Source organism: Massilia sp. PAMC28688 (assembly GCF_019443445.1).
Taxonomy (GTDB): Bacteria; Pseudomonadota; Gammaproteobacteria; order Burkholderiales; family Burkholderiaceae_D; genus Telluria_A.
In genome coordinates this window covers 3535601-3551553 of sequence record NZ_CP080378.1, presented here as the reverse complement: position 1 = coordinate 3551553, position 15953 = coordinate 3535601, and the positions used below count along the sequence as shown (strand labels likewise).

The following is a 15953-nucleotide window of genomic DNA, read 5'->3' as shown; positions in this document are numbered from 1 at the left end:
ATGACGGTCCACCTGTTCGGCATCCGCCACCATGGTCCGGGCTGCGCGCGCAGCCTGGCGCAGGCACTCGAGCAGCTGCAGCCCGACGCCATCCTCATCGAAGGCCCGCCGGAAGCCGACGACCTGCTCTGCCTCGCCGCCGACGCAGACATGAAGCCGCCGGTGGCCCTGCTGGTCTACGTACCGGCCATGCCGCAGCACGCCGTGTACTTCCCGTTCGCGCAGTTCTCCCCCGAATGGCAAGCCATCTCATATGGCCAGGCGCATGGCGTGCCGACCCGCTTCATCGACCTGCCCATGGCGCACACGCTGGCCGCCGGCATGACGGTGCACGAGCCTGACGAAGAAATGGCGCGCCAGGTCTCCTCCAGCGGCGACGCCCTGGCAGGACTGGCGCAGGCAGCCGGCTTTGCCGATACCGAGACCTGGTGGGACCACCTGGTCGAACAGCGCCACGACAGCCTGGAACTGTTCGCGGCCATCGAAGAAATGATGACGGTGGCCCGCCATGCGCTGAACGATCCGCTGCCTGCGCGCGAAGCACAGCGCGAAGCCCACATGCGCCAGATGATCCGGCAAGCCGTCAAGCAGGGGCACCAGAACATCGCCGTCATCTGCGGCGCCTGGCACGTGCCGGCATTGCGCCAGATGCCGACCGCCAAACATGACAAGGACCTGCTGAGCGACCTGCCCAAGGCGAAGGTGGCAGCCACCTGGACGCCCTGGACCTACGGGCGGCTCAGTCTTGACAGTGGCTACGGTGCCGGCGTGCAGGCGCCGGGCTGGTATCACCACCTGTGGCACACGCCGCACAAGGCATCGATCTACTGGCTGACGGACGCTGTGCGCCTGCTGCGCAATCACGGGCTCGACGCGTCGTCGGCGCACGTGATCGAGGCCCTGCGCCTGGCTGACACCCTGGCCAGCCTGCGCGAGCGCTCGCGCGCTGGCCTGGGCGAACTGCTCGAAGCGCTGCAAAGCGTGCTGTTCGGCGACAGCGATGCACCCTTGCGGCTGATCGAGCGCGAGCTGCTCGTCAATGACAGGCTGGGAGCGGTGCCCGCGGCCACGCCCACGCTGCCCCTGACGCAGGACGTACGCCAGCTGCAAAAGCGCCTGCGCATGGCGCCGCGCGCTGACCAGGTGGACCTGGACCTGGACCTGCGCCAGACAAGCCAGCTCGAAAAAAGCACCTTCCTGCATCGCCTGCAGTTGCTGGGCATCGACTGGGGCAAGACCCGCACCGTCAGCGGCAAGAGCGGCAGCTTTCACGAGCGCTGGGTGCTGGCGTGGGAACCGGACTTCGAACTGAAACTCATCGAGGCCAATGTCTGGGGCGCGACACTGGAACTGGCGTGCGACGGCTTCTTGCGCCACAAGGCCAGCCAGGTGCAGCAGCTGCCGGAGCTGACCGCGCTGGTCGAAGGCATGCTGCTGGCCGACGTGCGCCTGGCCGTACCGGTGCTCATGGAGCGCATGCAAGCCATCGCTGCCGGCACCCATGACGCCGGCATGCTGCTCGCTGCGGTGGCGCCACTGGCCAACGTTCTTCGCTACGGGAATGTGCGCGGCACCGACACAGGCAGCGTCGGCACGGTGGTCGATGGTCTGGTGCAGCGCGCCTGCATCGCCCTGCCGGTGGCCGCACGCGGCATCAATGAAGAAGCGGCGCAGGCACTGCTTGGCAAAATGATCCAGGCTGACAGTGCGCTGTCGCTGCTGCAACATCCCGAGCACAAGGCCGCATGGCACGCGGCCCTGGCCGAGTGTGTGCGGCTGCAGGCCCACGCCCTCATCGCCGGGCGCGCCGTGCGCCTGCTGTTTGAGCAGGAGTACTGGAGCGTGGAGCAGTGCGCGCAGGCGCTGTCGCTGGCCTGTACCAATCCCGTCAACCCGAGTGCGACAGCCGAGTGGCTCGAAGGCTTCCTGCGCGGCAGCGGCCTGCTCCTGATCGTTAACGACGCCTTATGGCAAATCCTGCACGGCTGGGTGGCTGGCCTGAGCGACGACGCCTTTGTGGAACTGCTGCCGCTGCTGCGCCGCACCTTTTCCACCTTTGAAGCGGCCGAGCGACGCCAGCTGGGCGAGCGTGTGGTGCACGGCAGCGCCGCGCTCCCGCAGGCGGCCGTGGCCAGCGAAGTAGATGAGCAGCGCGCCGCGCTCGTGCTGCCCATCCTCCATCTCTTGACAGGACCGCGCGCACCAACCGAGGAAGCAGCATGAGTACCGAGATCACAAAGGAGGCGCTGGCACGGCGCTGGCGCCTGCTGCTGGGGAGCGAAGCGGACAACCTGCCACTGCCGCCACAAGATGCGGCGCTGGAGCGCACCTTGTCGGCCCTGTACGACAAGCAGGAGGGACGGGGCGGCCTGGGTGGGTCCGCGCCGAACGTCGCGCGCTGGCTGGGCGACATCCGCGAGTATTTTCCTTCCAGCGTGGTGCAGGTGATGCAAAAGGACGCCATGGAGCGCCTCGGCCTGGAGCGCATGCTGCTGGAGCCGGAAATGCTGCGCAGCGTGCAGCCGGACGTGCACCTGGTGGCCACCCTGCTCTCGCTCAATCACATGATGCCGCGCAAGACCAAGGACACGGCACGCCAGGTAGTCCGCGTGGTGGTGGAAGAGCTGGAGCGCAAGTTGGCCAATCCGTTGCGGCAAGCCGTGAGCGGAAGTCTGAACCGGGCGGCGCGCAACAACCGTCCGCGGCACAACGAGATCAACTGGCTGCGTACCATTCGCGCCAACCTCAAGCATTACCAGGCGGACTACCAGACCATCATTCCCGAAACGCGCGTGGGCTTTGCGCGCAAGAGCCAGAGCTTGCGCGACATTGTGCTGTGCGTGGACCAGAGCGGGTCAATGGCCCCATCCGTGGTGTATGCCAGCGTGTTCGCGGCGGTCCTGGCGAGCATCAAGGCGGTCAGCACGCAGGTGGTGGTGTTCGACACCGCCGTGGTTGACCTGACCCCGCTGCTGCAAGACCCGGTGGAGGTGCTGTTCGGCACGCAGCTTGGGGGCGGCACCGATATCGACAAGGCGCTGGCGTACTGCCAGGGGCTGGTCAAACGCCCCCAGGAAACGATCTTCGTGCTGATCAGCGACCTCTACGAGGGCGGCAACGCTGCACAGATGCTCTCCCGCGCCGCCGCTATGGCCGCCAGCGGCATGCAGATGATCGCCCTGCTTGCGCTCGACGACAGCGGCGCGCCGAGCTATGACCGGCGCCACGCTGCCCATTTTGCGCAGCTGGGCATTCCGTGCTTTGCCTGCACGCCAGACAAATTCCCCGATCTGATGGCCTCGGCCATCAAGAAGCAGGATATGTCGGCATGGGCCGCGCAGAACAATATCGCGATAGCGGCCTGAGTTACTTCTTACTGTCTTTGGCGTCCTTGGTTTCACCGTGTTCCGCGCGCTGCTTGTTAACGATGCGTGCGGCCACCTCCTCTTCCCGGCCGGGGTAGCGGTGTTCCTTCTTGAATTTGCTTTCCAGTTCCTTGAACTCGCGCTCGCGCTTGGGGCTTGATCCGGTTGGCATGGGCTGCTCCTTGACTTTGATTGGTCATGCGAAGATACGAGGCCCTGATGCTGCGCTCTGTGCGGCGCCCCACATTCGATACCGAGAGGCCAAGCATTCGCTCCCGTGGCCGCAAATTCAGACTGATCCTACAAATTCGTCTAGCTTTCACCGACATCATCGCGCAACGGCCCGGGCTTAACATGGTGGCACTCCTAACGAAAGTGAGGTCGATATGAAAATCCCTACAGAGCTTCGTATTCCCGCAATCGTGCTCAGTCTTCAGGGGGCCTTGTTGGCCGGCCTGTCGCTGGTATTTCTGGTCCTGCTTCCGAGCAACGCTTGACGATCAGGCCGGGCAGTCACCAGCTCTACCACAGCGGTACTGCCTGGTTCATCTTTCCCACCTTTGACTGGGCAATGATCGCGTACGTCCACGCCTGGCCGAGACGAGGAGACATCCCGTGTCAAATCGCATTCAAAAGTTTGTGGAGGCGATGCATGTCCAGCCAAACGACCGGATTCTCGAGATTGGCTGTGGGCATGGCATTGCCGCTTCCCTGATTTGTCGGCAGCTCAAAAACGGCATTTACGTTGGAATAGACCGCTCACCAAAAATGATCGCCGTAGCGGCCAAGCGAAACGCAGAGTTCGTTAACGTATCGCGTGCCGCCTTCGTTTTGGCGTCCCTGGAGTCCTTCGATCCAGGACTCCAGCGGTTTGACAAAGTGTTCGCCATGCGAGTTCGCATTTTTCACGATAATCCTCTCGAAGCAAAGCGCCTCACTGAATGCTGGCTGGCTCGCAACGGGAGGCTGTTCGTCGAGTACGATGAGCCTTTGCGCACCATGGTGAAGTAAAAGGGTGGCAAGCCTCACAGCAAATCAGTGGACCGAGATCTTCTGCAAAATTGATGTTTTGTCAGCGTAGTCGTTTACCGCCGCTCCTGCACTCGTCATTTCGTCGGTGATCTCTTTAAAAGCGTTCTTGCGTGGGCCATCATCCGCAGGTCCCTCAACTGGGAAAATTACCAGCTTGAGAAGAAGACATTTTTTCAAGGTCTGAACTCGGAAAAGCCACTGACCGCCATGTTCTAGGATTCTGCTTGGCTGTTCTTGCCGCAAATCCAACGGTTTCAGTGCTGTTAATCCCGGTGCCGCATTGCTCTACAAAGGGGAAGGTTGCGTGATAGTTGCCTTACCTCTTCTTTGTCAAAGTCTACCTTGATGACCTGCTCATCATCGAGAAACCGGAGTCCAATCAAGAGGCGCCACAACTTACCCGATGCGTAGGGGTAGCCACATCAAAACTTTACAACGAGAAAAAGGCCAGCACGGAGGCTGGCCTAAGTCTTTGATTCTATTGGTCGGGGCGAGAAGATTCGAACTTCCGACCCCTTGCACCCCATGCAAGTACGCTACCAGGCTGCGCTACGCCCCGACGAGTTGCGAATTATATCAGAGCTTGGCGCTGTCATGAAGCGGAAAATCTGCCTGAGAAAAAATTCCCTTGGCGCCTTGCGCCAAATCAGAAGTCTGCGCAGATGTCTCCCATCAGCTGAGCAGGACAAAGTGTATTGTTATGTTCACAAGCGCACCGTTCTCGCGCGCCTGTTTCAGTAGTATCCCATTAGAATAGTTGCATATATAAAACCTCACGTCGCAAAGGCCCGTTACATGGAGCAACAAAACAGCGAAACCAACCGCTTCCTGTCCACAGGCGTGCCGGGCCTTGACACCATTCTGGGCGGCGGCCTGACCAGCGACCGGCTGTTCCTCATCGAAGGCGAGCCGGGGACGGGCAAGACCACCCTCGCGCTGCAGTTCCTGCACGAAGGGGTGCGCAATGGCGAGTCGGTCATCTACATCACCCTGGCCGAGACAATGGTCGAACTGAAGGCCGTCGCGCTGTCGCACGGCTGGTCGATGGACGGCATTCACGTCGAGGACATCATCCCTAACGAGAACATCCTTCATCCCGATCAGCAGTTCACCATTTTCCATCCGTCCGAAGTGGAAATGGGCATGACCACCCAGCGCATTCTCGACGCCATCGAAAAGTACAAGCCAACGCGCGTGGTGCTCGACTCGCTGTCCGAACTGCAGCTGCTGGCCGAAAGTCCCCTGCGCTACCGGCGCCAGGTGCTGGCCCTCAAGCAGTACCTGGCCGGCAAAGGCTGCACCACCCTGTTCCTCGATGACCGCACCGCACTGTCCGGCGACCTGCAGGTGCGCAGCGTGGCGCATGGCGTCATCACACTTGAACTGATCAACCAGGATTACGGCTCCGAGCGGCGCCGGGTGCGCATCGTCAAGTACCGCGGCATCGCCTTTCGCGGCGGTTCGCATGACTACAAGATCGTCACCGGCGGCTTGTGCGTGTATCCGCGCCTGATCGCCGCCTCGTCGCGCGTCACGGCCACCCGCAGCCAGCTCTCGAGCGGGATCGCCGCATTGGACGCCCTCACCGGCGGCGGCCTCGAAGAAGGCACCAGCACCCTGATTTCCGGTCCACCCGGCACCGGCAAGTCCTCCTTGTGCGCGCAATATGTGTACGCGGCCACCCAGCGTGGCGACAAGGCTGCCATGTTCCTGTTCGAGGAAGCTGCCAACAATCTGCTGCTGCGTTCCACCGGCCTTGGCATCGACCTGCAGGGTGCGCTCGACAGCGGGCGCCTGAAGATTCAGCAGATCGACCCGGCCGAAATGGCACCCGGTGAATTCATGCAGTCGGTCACCGACGCAGCGGCCGATGGCGCCAAAGTAATCGTAATCGACAGCCTGAACGGCTACCTCAAGGCCATGCCGGATGAACGCTTCTTGGCCACCCATATGCACGAGCTGCTCACTTACCTCGGCCAGCGCGGCGTGGTAACGCTGCTGGTGGGCGTGCAGCCGGGCGTGATCGGCATGTCGATGTCGACCTCGGTGGACGCCAGCTACATTGCCGACGGCGTGATCATGCTGCGCTACTTTGAAGCGCGCGGCAAGGTGCGCCAGGCGATCTCGGTCTTCAAGAAGCGCGCCGGCCCGCACGAGCGCACCATCCGCCTGTTCAGCATGAGCAGCCAGGGTATCGCGGTGGGCGACGTGCTCACCAACTTCCACGGCATCCTCACCGGCGTACCCACTTTCGACGACTCGCAGGCCGACGGCGTGCTGGACGACTGACCGGACCGCCCCATGGAAAAACGCGTTCTCATTTACGCCCCTACCGGGCAGGATGCCATGCTGGCTTCCAAAATGCTCACCCTCGCCGGGGTCGACAACCTGGTCACGGGCACCGCCGCCCAGCTGGCCGAGGAGCTGCTGCGCGGCGTGGGCGCCGTGCTCACGGTGGAAGAAGCGCTGTCCAACGGCGGCCTGAAAGTGCTGGGCGAATTCGCGCAGCATCAGCCCAACTGGTCGGATCTGCCCATCGTCCTGCTGACCAATCGCGGACCGGATTCACTGTCGGTGCGCCAGGCCATTGGGGTGCTGGGCAACGTCACCTTGCTGGAGCGCCCGGTGCGCACGCTCACGCTCATCACCTCGCTGCAATCGGTGCTGCGCGCGCGCGAAAAGCAGTACCAGGTGCGCGAGACAGACCGCCGCAAGGATGAATTCCTCGCCAGCCTTGGCCACGAGCTGCGCAACCCGCTGGCGCCCATCCGCACGTCCATGGGCGTGCTCAATCACATGTACCCGGACCAGGCGCCCGTAAAGAAGGTGTGCGATGTAGTGGAGCGCCAGGTTACCCACCTCACGCGCCTGGTTGACGACCTGCTCGACGTGGCGCGCATCAATAGCGGCAAGATAGAGCTTCAGCGCGCAGTCACCAGCTTCACGTCCATCATGAATCACGTGATGGAACTGTGCTCCGCGCCTGCCGCAGCGCGCCGTATCAAGATTGATCTGGCGATGCCGGACGAAGAAGTCATGCTGAACGCCGACTATGCGCGCGTGGTGCAGATCGTGGCCAACATTTTGTCCAATGCGGTCAAGTTCACGCCGGTCGACGGCTATATCTCGGTACGCGCGCTGGTTGAAAAAGGCTGCCTCAAAATCTATATCAAGGATACCGGCATCGGCCTGGAACCGGCAGCGTTAAGCCGCATCTTTGCCATGTTCGAGCAAAGCCGCCCGCCATCCGGCCAGATCACGAGCGGCCTTGGCATTGGCCTGTCGCTGTCACGGCAGTTCGCCGAAATGCACGGTGGCAGTGTCAGTGTGACCAGCGAAGGATTGGGCAAGGGCAGCGAATTTACCGTGTCGCTGCCCGTGGTCAGCGAGGAAAAACTGCCGGCCACGCCGGCCCCGGAGACGGCGCTCAGCCTGGCCGACCGCCGCCCACGGGTTCTGGTGGTGGACGACAACCGCGACGCAGCCGACTCGCTGCAAGCCTTGTTTGAAATCGAAAACTGCAACGTCGCCACCGCCTACGACGGCTTCGAGGCGGTGCAGGCGGTGGACGAATTCATGCCCGAGCTGGTCGTGATGGACCTCGGCATGCCGAGCATGGACGGCTATGAGGCCGCGCGCCGCATCCGCGACAAGGCCGGCACGCAAAACATCCTGATGATTGCCCTCACCGGCTGGGGCCAGAGCGACGCGCGCCAGCGCACCATGGAAGCGGGCTTCGATCACCACCTGATCAAGCCAGTAGACTTCGACGAAATCAAACGGCTGGCGAGTGATCGCTTGGGCAAGCCTCCGGCACTGCGCCGGGTGGTGTAGCGCTCCCCTCTTCCAGCACCGCCAGCAGCAGATTCATGTCCACCGGCTTGACCAGGTGGGCGTCAAATCCCGCAGCCAACGCCCGCGCGCGGTCGCTCTCCTGCCCGTACCCGGTCAGCGCCACCAGCCGGATGCCGGCCGTCGCTTCGCTGTCGCGCATGCGGCGCGCCACTTCGTAGCCGTCGATGCCGGGCAGGCCAATGTCCACCAGCGCCACGTCCGGCAGGTTTTCCGCCGCCTGACGCAGGCCGTCGTAGCCGTCCACCGCGCTCGACACCTCGTAATCCTGGGCCGCCAGCATCATCGACATCATCTCGCGCGCATCTTCGTTGTCTTCGATGAGCAAGACCTTCTGCCGCGAAACCGGTACCGCGTCGGGAAGGTCATTGCTTTCAGCCGGCTCGTCCACCACGGGCAGGCGCAGCTCGAAGCGGCTGCCCAGACCCGTACCCTGGCTGTGCACCGTCACGCGCCCGCCGTGCATGACGGCCAGCCGCCGCACCAGCGCCAGCCCCACGCCAAGGCCACCCTGGGCCCGGTCCAGCGCCCGGGCACCCTGGACGAACAGGTCAAATACATAGGGCATCAATTCCGGGCCGATGCCCACGCCGGAGTCGGCCACCGCCAGCACCGCTTCGGCGCCATCGACCGCGACCGAGACATGGATGCTGCCGCCGGCGGGCGTATATTTGAGCGCGTTGTCGAGCAGGTTGGCAATGATCTGTTCGAGCCGGGTGGGATCGGCATCGACCCACGCCGGAGCAGTCTCCAGCGCCAGCGCATAGGGCTGGGCGCGCGCGGTGCCAGCCAAGGCCGCCATGTAAGCCTCCACCACCAGGTCCATCCGCAAGGGGCGCCGTTCGAGCAGGATCTTGCCGGAGTGGAGGCGCCCCATGTCGAGCAGGTCGTCGACAATGCGCGTCAGGTGCCCGCTCTGGCGCGTGATGATGTCGCGCGCACGCGCGGTGGCTTGTTCGCTCATGCCCTTGTGCGCCATGACGTTGGTGGCGTTGACGATGGCAGCGAGCGGATTGCGCAGTTCATGTCCGAGCATGGCCAGAAATTCATCCTTGGCGCGGTTCTGCTGTTCGGCCAGCGTACGAGCCTCGTGTTCGAGCTCGAACAGCACTTCGCGCTGGTCCTCGGCGCGCTGGCGCGACAGCTTTTCATTACGCACCACGACGGCTGCCGCGGCAATGGCGGCCTGCACCTGGTCCACTTCGGCCACGCCGGACACCGATGGCGGCCCCACCGGCTCGTCGCGTTCGAGGGCCTTGGCCGAGCGCGCCGCCAGGGCGATGGAATGCGACAGGCGCCGTGCAAAGAACACGGCGGCCGCCGCCGCGCACAGGATGGCGGCCAGCAGCCCCAGCATGGATACCTTGAGCGCGCGCTGGGCCGCCATTTCGATTTCGGCCTCCGGCACCCCGACCGCCACCGTCCATCCCGAGAGCGCCGAGCGCTCCAGCACTGTGTATAGCCGCTTGTTGGAGCCGCTGGCATTGCGGATCACGCCTTCGGTCTGGTTGGCGATGGCCTGGCGCAGATCGGGCCGGGCGTCGCCCCGCTCCATCATCTCGCCGCCCTTGGTGCGCGCAATGGTCAATCCGTTGCGGTCAAATACCGCGGCCAGCCAGCCCGGCGGCGCACTCACCTGGCGCAGCACGCGGTTGAAATGGTCAACCCGAAAGCCCTGGGAGATCATGTAGCGCTTGCCGCTGCGGGTGGTCACAGGTACGTCGACCGCCACCAGCAAAACCTTGCTCACCACACCGCGGATCAGGTTCGACACCATCGGCTTGCCCGCATCGAGCACCTGGCGCACGCGCACGCTGGCGGCATCCGGCGGCGGCAATACGGTACCGTATGGGACGTTGGTGTTGATGAGCTGCTGGCCCGATTCGTCGAGCAGCGCCGTCCAGGTACTGCCTTTCTTGTCCGCAAAGTGGGCCTGGCGGTAGAAGCCTTCCAGGTCGCCGCTTTCCAGGTAAGGCGAGTTGGCCAGGATGCGCACCGCGCTTTCGGAGTTGGTCAGTTCGCGGTCCACACTGACGAGGGTGATGCGGGCCGTCTCGCGCACACCCTTGAGCGCTGCATCGCGTTCCGACTTGAGTAGCATGCTCAGCGAAATGGTGGAGAACAAGATGACGGGAATGAGAATTGCCGCCACCATCAACGCGAGATAGGCGCGGATTTTCATGGTCCAGCGGGGACGTGTCGATTCATGAGGATGCGGCAGCCTTTGCGTGAAAGGGGCGTCAGCCCGACTGTCACATGATAAGCCAATTTGCATGGCTGCGGCTGCCGCGTTTGTGCGGCGCTTACTTCCAGTCGCCGCGCAGCGTCCTCACTTGCTGGTGCAGGTATTCGGGCGTAGCCTGCTGCGGCTCCACCGGTGCGCCAACGGCCAGCGACAGGCGCGAACGCGGGCCACGCGCAAAGGATCGCTCGAACAGGTTGGCCGGGTCGCGCGTGAGCAGGCTGCCCCACAGGCCGCGCAGGGCCATCGGAATCACGGGCACCTTGCTGCGTTCGAGGATCTTGGCGATCCCGCCGCGAAATTCGCTCATCTCGCCGGTGCTGGTCAGCTTACCTTCCGGGAAAATACAAACAAGGTCGCCTTCGTGCAGGGCCTGGGCAATGTCGATGTACGCCTTCTCCATGAGCCACTGGTCTTCCCTGGCCGGCGCAATGGGAATGGCGCGCGCGGTGCGGAAGAACCAGCCCAGGAACGGCGTCTTGAAAATGCGGTGGTCCATCACGAAGCGGATCGGACGAGGACTGGCCGCACCAATGACCAGCGCATCGACGTAGCTGACGTGATTGCATACCAAAACCGCCGGGCCTTCGTCGGGAATGCGCTCGGCGCCCTCCACTTTCACCCGGTGGATGGTATGGATCAGCATCCACGCCAGGAAGCGGATCAGGAATTCCGGCACCAGCGTGAAGATGTACACGGCCACCAGCGCATTGAGAATGGCCGTGGCCAGGAACATTTGCGGAATGGTGAAGCCATAGGCGTGCATCAGCATGGCCACACCGGCCGCGCCGATCATGAACAGCGCGTTGAGGATATTCAGGCCGCCGATGGTGCGCGACAGGTGGTCCGGGTCGCAGCGTGTCTGGATCAGCGCGAACAGCGGCACGATGAACAGGCCGCCGAACACGCCCAGCATGACGATGTCAAACAGGATGCGCAGCGCGCCCGGCGTGGCCACGAAGCCGGCCATGCTGACCGCCGCCGTGCCGGCATAGGCGATGCTGGCCAGGTACAGCTCAATGCCGAAGATCGACAGGCCGATGGCGCCAAATGGCACCAGGCCGATTTCCACCTTGTGGCCGGAGAGCTTTTCGCACAGCAGCGAGCCGGTACCCACGCCCACCGAAAACACGGTCAGCAGGCCGACAAACACGCTGTAGTCGCCATGCAGGTAATCCTTGGCGTACACCGGGAACTGCGACAGGATCATGGCGCCATAAAACCAGAACCACGAGTTGCCCAACATGGACAGGAACACGGTGCGGTTCTGGCGCGAGAACGACAGGTTGCGGATGGTTTCTGTAAAGGGATTGGGGTTGATTTTCAGGTCCGGCATGGGGGCCGGCGAATGCGGGATGCGGTAGCTGACCAGCAGGCCCAGTATCGCAAGCACCAGCGTGCCGCCGGCAACGAGCTGCACGCCAATGCCCGCGTACTGGACGAGGGCCGCGCCCAGCACCTGGCCAAGCAGGATGCCGACAAAGGTTCCCATCTCCACCAGGCCGTTGCCGCCGGTGAGTTCCTCCGGCTTGAGATGCTGCGGCATGTAGGCATATTTTACCGGTCCGAACAGGGCCGAATGCACGCCCATGCCCACCACCGCGAACAGCAGCAGCGGCAGCGACTTGGTCAGCCAGCCAAAGCCGGCGATCGCCATGATGGCGATCTCGATCATCTTGACGTACTGCGCCAGGCGCCCCTTTTCCATCTTTTCCGCGATCTGGCCGGCGGTGGCCGAGAAAAACACGTACGGCAAAATGAACAGGCCCGGGATCAGGCTGGTGAGCATCTTGGGGTCGAGCGTGGTCCAGCTGACGGCATCGTAGGTCAGCACCACCAGGAACGCGGTCTTGAATACGTTGTCGTTAAAGGCGCCCAGGAACTGGGTCCAGAAAAACGGGGCGAAGCGGCGCTGGCCCATCAGGGCGAACTGGCTTGGTTGACTCATGTCGGTCTCGGTCGGTTGGGATGCAAAAGTTGACGAATAATAAAGGAAAAGTCAGGGATTGCGTAGTAAAGTCTTGAAGGCCTGCGGCACCCACGGCCGCGCGGCCACGATAAAGCTGATCGCGTGGCGCTGCTCCAAGGGCAGGCGCACCTCGTGCTGGTGCTGCTGCGCGAATTCTGCCGCCACCTGCTTGAGCCGTTCCAGGAGCGCCACGCTCGACTGCTTCGACAGCATCACGTTCACCAGCCGCAGCACTTCATCGGGGCCATCAAAGCGCGAGTTCAGATAGTCGCCTGCCGCCTCGTGCCGGAAGTAGGTCTGGATCGGGCCATTGGCAATCCAGCTGAAGGTGCGCGCGATCAGCAGCTTGACGCGGTTATTGGGCAGCAGCTCCAAAAAGCCGATCTTGTCGAGCCGCAGCAGGTACTTCGTCACTTCCAGTTCCGTCATGTCGTAGTAGCGCACGATGTCGTCGAAACCAATATGGTTCATCGCCGACACCGCCACCACCAGCAGGCGCGGGTCGCCAATGATTTCGCGCTCCTGCGCCAGCGTGAGATGCTGGAGCATGGCCGGTGCCGCCTGCGCGGCGCTCAGTTCCTCAAACTCGATGCCGCTGGCGGTGAGGATTTCATCGAGCCGCTGCAAGGTGAAATTTTTCTGTGAGAACATGCGTTTTACACTCGCTTCCGACATATCAATCCGTGCGGCCAGTTCGCCGTAGGTCAGTCCACGGGCCTTCAGCAGGCGCTTCAAGGTGTCAATCAGTGTAATTGCGTGCGGCATGCATTTGAACTTTCTTGTTTGGGTAGCAGATATTAATACCGTTTTTCGATAAAAGCGATACCGTAGAGCATTTTGTTGAGTTGCCTCAAACGACCCGCCACAATCACTCCCGTTCCCTCATACAAGGAAGTCGCAATGAAAATGCTCGTTTGCCTGGTCTTGGCGTGTACCGTCTGCAGCGCCCGCGCCGAAAATTACACGGCGCTCAACAACTCGACGCCGTCCGACATGTCCGTATTTGGATCGGTCCTCGTTGTCTGGGGCAGTGGCGAAGCCCTGAGCGCCGCCGGCACCGCGGTGGTCGAGAGTGTCGAGAAAACCGGCGACGTGGTCACCGTCGTGCTCAAGGGCGCGTCCAACGCCAGCCGTACCGCGATCAGGGGCAGTGGCGCGGTGCTTGGCAAGGCATCGCTCGCAGTTGGCGGCACTGTGGAGATTCTTACCATGTCCAGTGGTTATGCACTGATCGCCGCCGGCGATGTGATTGCCTTCCTGCCTAACGAAGCGGGCAAGGCATTGATGCACCAGTCGCGTTACCAGGCACCGGTGATCAAATGAAGCGCCTGTTCGCCGCCTTGATACTCAGTTGCGCCATCTTCCCGGCCCATGCGGGCCGTGCCTGCGAGACCAGGCCGGCCAGCGCTGCCACCTTTGTCAGTGCCATGCAGGTGGCCGAAAAAACCCGGGCGGCGCTGGAGGCGTCAGGTGCCCAGGTGGCGCTGCTGGCGCGCGTGGGACAGGACCTGTCCAGCTACGGCCTGCGCTACTCGCACCTCGCTTTTGCCTGGCGCGACCATCCCCAGGGCCGCTGGCTGGTGGTGCATGAACTGAACCGGTGCGGCACCGATGCATCTGCCCTGTTCAACGAAGGCCTGGCCAACTTCTTCCTGGACGACCTGTTTGCGTTCGAGGCCAAGATCGTGGTGCCCTCACCCGAGAGCCAGGCGCGGATTGCACAAGCGCTGTCCTCGCCGGTGGCATCGCGCATGCATTCGCCGCGCTACAACATGCTGGCTTTTCCCTTCTCCACCATGTACCAGAACTCGAACCAGTGGGTGCTGGAGACCTATGCAGCCAGCTCGGATCCGCTGGCTGCGGCCAGCCGCACGGCGGCCCAGGGCTGGCTCAAGCTGGCTGGCTATCAGCCAAAGGCCATCCGGGTGTGGACCGGCAAGCGCCTCGGCGCGCGCATGTTCACCGTCAACATCTCGTTTGACGACCATCCCCTCGGGCGCCGGATGGCGGGCCAGATTGATACGGTGACGGTGGAGTCGGTGCTCGACTTCGTCAAGCGGCGCGACCCGCAAGCGCGCGAAATCCTGGTGCGGTAAACGCACAAGGCGCCCTGTCACCAGCGCGCCTTGTGCATCACATGCATCACTTGGCCGCGGTCAGTCAGGCCAGGTTTTCGAGCCTGATCTTCACCACCTTGCCCACCACGGTCTCCAGCGCCTCGATCTTGGCGATCGCCGCATCGATATTCTTTTCCTGCGTCTGATGCGTGAGCATGATGATGTCGGTGCGGGTTTCGCCTTCGCCCGGTTCCTTCTGCAGCACGGCGTCAATCGAAATGCGGGCGTCCGCCAGGATGCGCGTGAGATCGGCCATCACGCCCAGCTGGTCCTTCACGTACACGCGCAGGTAGTAGCTGGTGGTGATCTCCGACATCGGCACGATCTGTACGTCCGTCATCTGGTTGGGCTGGAAGGCCAGGTGCGGCACGCGGTATTCCGGGTCCGCCGTGGCCAGGCGGGTGATGTCGACCAGGTCGGCGATCACGGAAGACGCGGTTGGCTCGGACCCTGCGCCCCGGCCGTAGTACAGCGAGGCGCCCACGGCGTCGGCCTGCACCAGCACCGCGTTCATGGCCCCTTCCACGTTGGCGATCAGCGCCTTGGCGGGAATGAGGGTCGGGTGGACGCGCAGTTCAATACCTTCCACGCCGTCGACCACGGTGCGCTTGGTGATGCCCAGCAGCTTGATGCGGTAGCCCAGCTGCTCCGCATACTTGATATCGATTGCCTGCAGGCTGCTGATGCCCTCCACGTGCGCCTTTTCAAACTGCACCGGGATGCCAAAGGCAATGGCCGACATGATGGTGGCCTTGTGCGCGGCGTCCACGCCTTCGATATCGAAAGTGGGATCGGCTTCCGCATAGCCCAGGGCCTGCGCCTGTTTGAGGACGGTGGAAAAATCCAGGCCCTTGTCGCGCATTTCGGTCAGGATGAAATTGGTGGTGCCGTTGATGATGCCCGATACCGATTCGATACGGTTGGCGGTCAAGCCTTCGCGCAGCGCCTTGATGATGGGGATGCCGCCGGCCACTGCCGCCTCAAACGCCACCGTCACGCCGCGCGTCTGGGCCGCGGCAAAAATCTCGTTGCCGTGCAGCGCCAGCAGCGCCTTGTTGGCCGTGACCACATGCTTGCCATTGCCAATTGCGCGCAGCACCAGCTCCTTGGCCGTGTCGCAGCCGCCAATGAGTTCGACCACGATGTCGATCTCCGGATGGTCCACCACCAGGAACGGATCGGTGACGATCTCGCAGTCGCCGCACACCAGTGCCTCGGCGCGTTCGGCATTGCGCACGGCGATCATGGCGATCTCGATGCCGCGGCCGGCGCGGCGCCGGATCTCTTCCTGGTTGCGTTTAAGGACGTTGAAGGTGCCGCTGCCGACGACACCTAAGCCAATCAGGCCGATTTTGATGGGTTTCATAGTCTGTTCG

At 63.0% G+C, this 15953-nt stretch carries 12 protein-coding genes and 1 tRNA gene; 7 read left to right on the top strand and 6 right to left on the bottom strand.

The features are described 5' to 3' along the window. Window positions 1-2223, top strand: coding sequence for a DUF5682 family protein (locus tag KY495_RS15865; RefSeq protein WP_219880352.1), 2223 nt, complete (start codon window positions 1-3; stop codon window positions 2221-2223). Beyond that, the gene (locus KY495_RS15860) at window positions 2220-3365 is read left to right on the top strand and encodes a VWA domain-containing protein (protein WP_219880351.1); all 1146 of its coding nucleotides are present in this window, start codon (window positions 2220-2222) and stop codon (window positions 3363-3365) included. The genes KY495_RS15865 and KY495_RS15860 overlap by 4 nt, the downstream gene beginning before the upstream one ends. A 1-nt stretch (window position 3366) precedes the next feature. Here KY495_RS15860 and KY495_RS15855 read toward each other — a convergent pair whose 3' ends face one another. Continuing rightward, a complete protein-coding gene (locus tag KY495_RS15855) occupies window positions 3367-3537 on the bottom strand; it encodes a hypothetical protein (RefSeq protein WP_219880350.1) in 171 nt (56 codons plus the stop codon). A gap of 392 nt (window positions 3538-3929) precedes the next feature. On the opposite strand from KY495_RS15855, the gene KY495_RS15850 reads away from it, so the two are divergent. Continuing rightward, the gene (locus KY495_RS15850) at window positions 3930-4376 is read left to right on the top strand and encodes a trans-aconitate 2-methyltransferase (protein ID WP_374041012.1); all 447 of its coding nucleotides are present in this window, start codon (window positions 3930-3932) and stop codon (window positions 4374-4376) included. A 503-nt stretch (window positions 4377-4879) separates the two neighbouring features. Here the strand turns inward: KY495_RS15850 and KY495_RS15845 are convergent. Next, a tRNA-Pro gene (locus KY495_RS15845) sits at window positions 4880-4956 on the bottom strand. 236 nt (window positions 4957-5192) lie between these two features. Here KY495_RS15845 and KY495_RS15840 point away from each other — a divergent pair. Further along, a complete protein-coding gene (locus KY495_RS15840) occupies window positions 5193-6686 on the top strand; it encodes an ATPase domain-containing protein (RefSeq protein WP_219880348.1) in 1494 nt (497 codons plus the stop codon). A gap of 12 nt (window positions 6687-6698) precedes the next feature. Next, on the top strand, window positions 6699-8231 hold the full coding sequence (locus KY495_RS15835) for a response regulator (protein WP_219880347.1): 1533 nt from the start codon (window positions 6699-6701) through the stop codon (window positions 8229-8231). Here KY495_RS15835 and KY495_RS15830 read toward each other — a convergent pair. The 3 genes from KY495_RS15830 to KY495_RS15820 form a co-directional block, all read right to left on the bottom strand. Beyond that, entirely contained in the window at window positions 8173-10431 is a 2259-nt protein-coding gene (locus KY495_RS15830; protein WP_219880346.1) for a hybrid sensor histidine kinase/response regulator, read from the bottom strand. The two genes, KY495_RS15835 and KY495_RS15830, sit on opposite strands and share 59 nt — an antisense overlap. A 121-nt stretch (window positions 10432-10552) precedes the next feature. After that, entirely contained in the window at window positions 10553-12439 is a 1887-nt protein-coding gene (locus tag KY495_RS15825; protein WP_219880345.1) for an MFS transporter, read from the bottom strand. 51 nt (window positions 12440-12490) lie between these two features. Next, window positions 12491-13225 (bottom strand): helix-turn-helix transcriptional regulator, encoded by a 735-nt coding sequence (locus KY495_RS15820; protein WP_229518328.1) that lies wholly within the window; start codon window positions 13223-13225, stop codon window positions 12491-12493. Window positions 13226-13360: 135 nt separating this feature from the next. Between KY495_RS15820 and KY495_RS15815 the strand changes: the two genes are divergently transcribed. Next, window positions 13361-13783 carry a hypothetical protein gene (locus KY495_RS15815; RefSeq protein WP_219880344.1) on the top strand — a complete coding sequence of 141 codons (423 nt, stop codon included), beginning with the start codon at window positions 13361-13363 and terminating at the stop codon, window positions 13781-13783. Further along, window positions 13780-14556 carry a DUF2145 domain-containing protein gene (locus tag KY495_RS15810; protein ID WP_219880343.1) on the top strand — a complete coding sequence of 259 codons (777 nt, stop codon included), beginning with the start codon at window positions 13780-13782 and terminating at the stop codon, window positions 14554-14556. Before KY495_RS15815 ends, KY495_RS15810 begins: the two co-directional genes overlap by 4 nt. A gap of 64 nt (window positions 14557-14620) precedes the next feature. Here KY495_RS15810 and KY495_RS15805 read toward each other — a convergent pair whose 3' ends face one another. Then, complete coding sequence (locus KY495_RS15805) at window positions 14621-15943, bottom strand: homoserine dehydrogenase (protein WP_219880342.1); 1323 nt, start codon at window positions 15941-15943, stop codon at window positions 14621-14623. Window positions 15944-15953 lie beyond the last annotated feature (10 nt).

Coding starts and splice junctions, on each gene's coding strand:
- KY495_RS15865 (WP_219880352.1), top strand. CDS start 1: ATGACGGTCCACCTGTTCGGCATCCGCCACCATGGTCCGGGCTGCGCG.
- KY495_RS15860 (WP_219880351.1), top strand. CDS start 2,220: ATGAGTACCGAGATCACAAAGGAGGCGCTGGCACGGCGCTGGCGCCTG.
- KY495_RS15855 (WP_219880350.1), bottom strand. CDS start 3,537: ATGCCAACCGGATCAAGCCCCAAGCGCGAGCGCGAGTTCAAGGAACTG.
- KY495_RS15840 (WP_219880348.1), top strand. CDS start 5,193: ATGGAGCAACAAAACAGCGAAACCAACCGCTTCCTGTCCACAGGCGTG.
- KY495_RS15835 (WP_219880347.1), top strand. CDS start 6,699: ATGGAAAAACGCGTTCTCATTTACGCCCCTACCGGGCAGGATGCCATG.
- KY495_RS15830 (WP_219880346.1), bottom strand. CDS start 10,431: ATGAAAATCCGCGCCTATCTCGCGTTGATGGTGGCGGCAATTCTCATT.
- KY495_RS15825 (WP_219880345.1), bottom strand. CDS start 12,439: ATGAGTCAACCAAGCCAGTTCGCCCTGATGGGCCAGCGCCGCTTCGCC.
- KY495_RS15820 (WP_229518328.1), bottom strand. CDS start 13,225: ATGCCGCACGCAATTACACTGATTGACACCTTGAAGCGCCTGCTGAAG.
- KY495_RS15815 (WP_219880344.1), top strand. CDS start 13,361: ATGAAAATGCTCGTTTGCCTGGTCTTGGCGTGTACCGTCTGCAGCGCC.
- KY495_RS15810 (WP_219880343.1), top strand. CDS start 13,780: ATGAAGCGCCTGTTCGCCGCCTTGATACTCAGTTGCGCCATCTTCCCG.
- KY495_RS15805 (WP_219880342.1), bottom strand. CDS start 15,943: ATGAAACCCATCAAAATCGGCCTGATTGGCTTAGGTGTCGTCGGCAGC.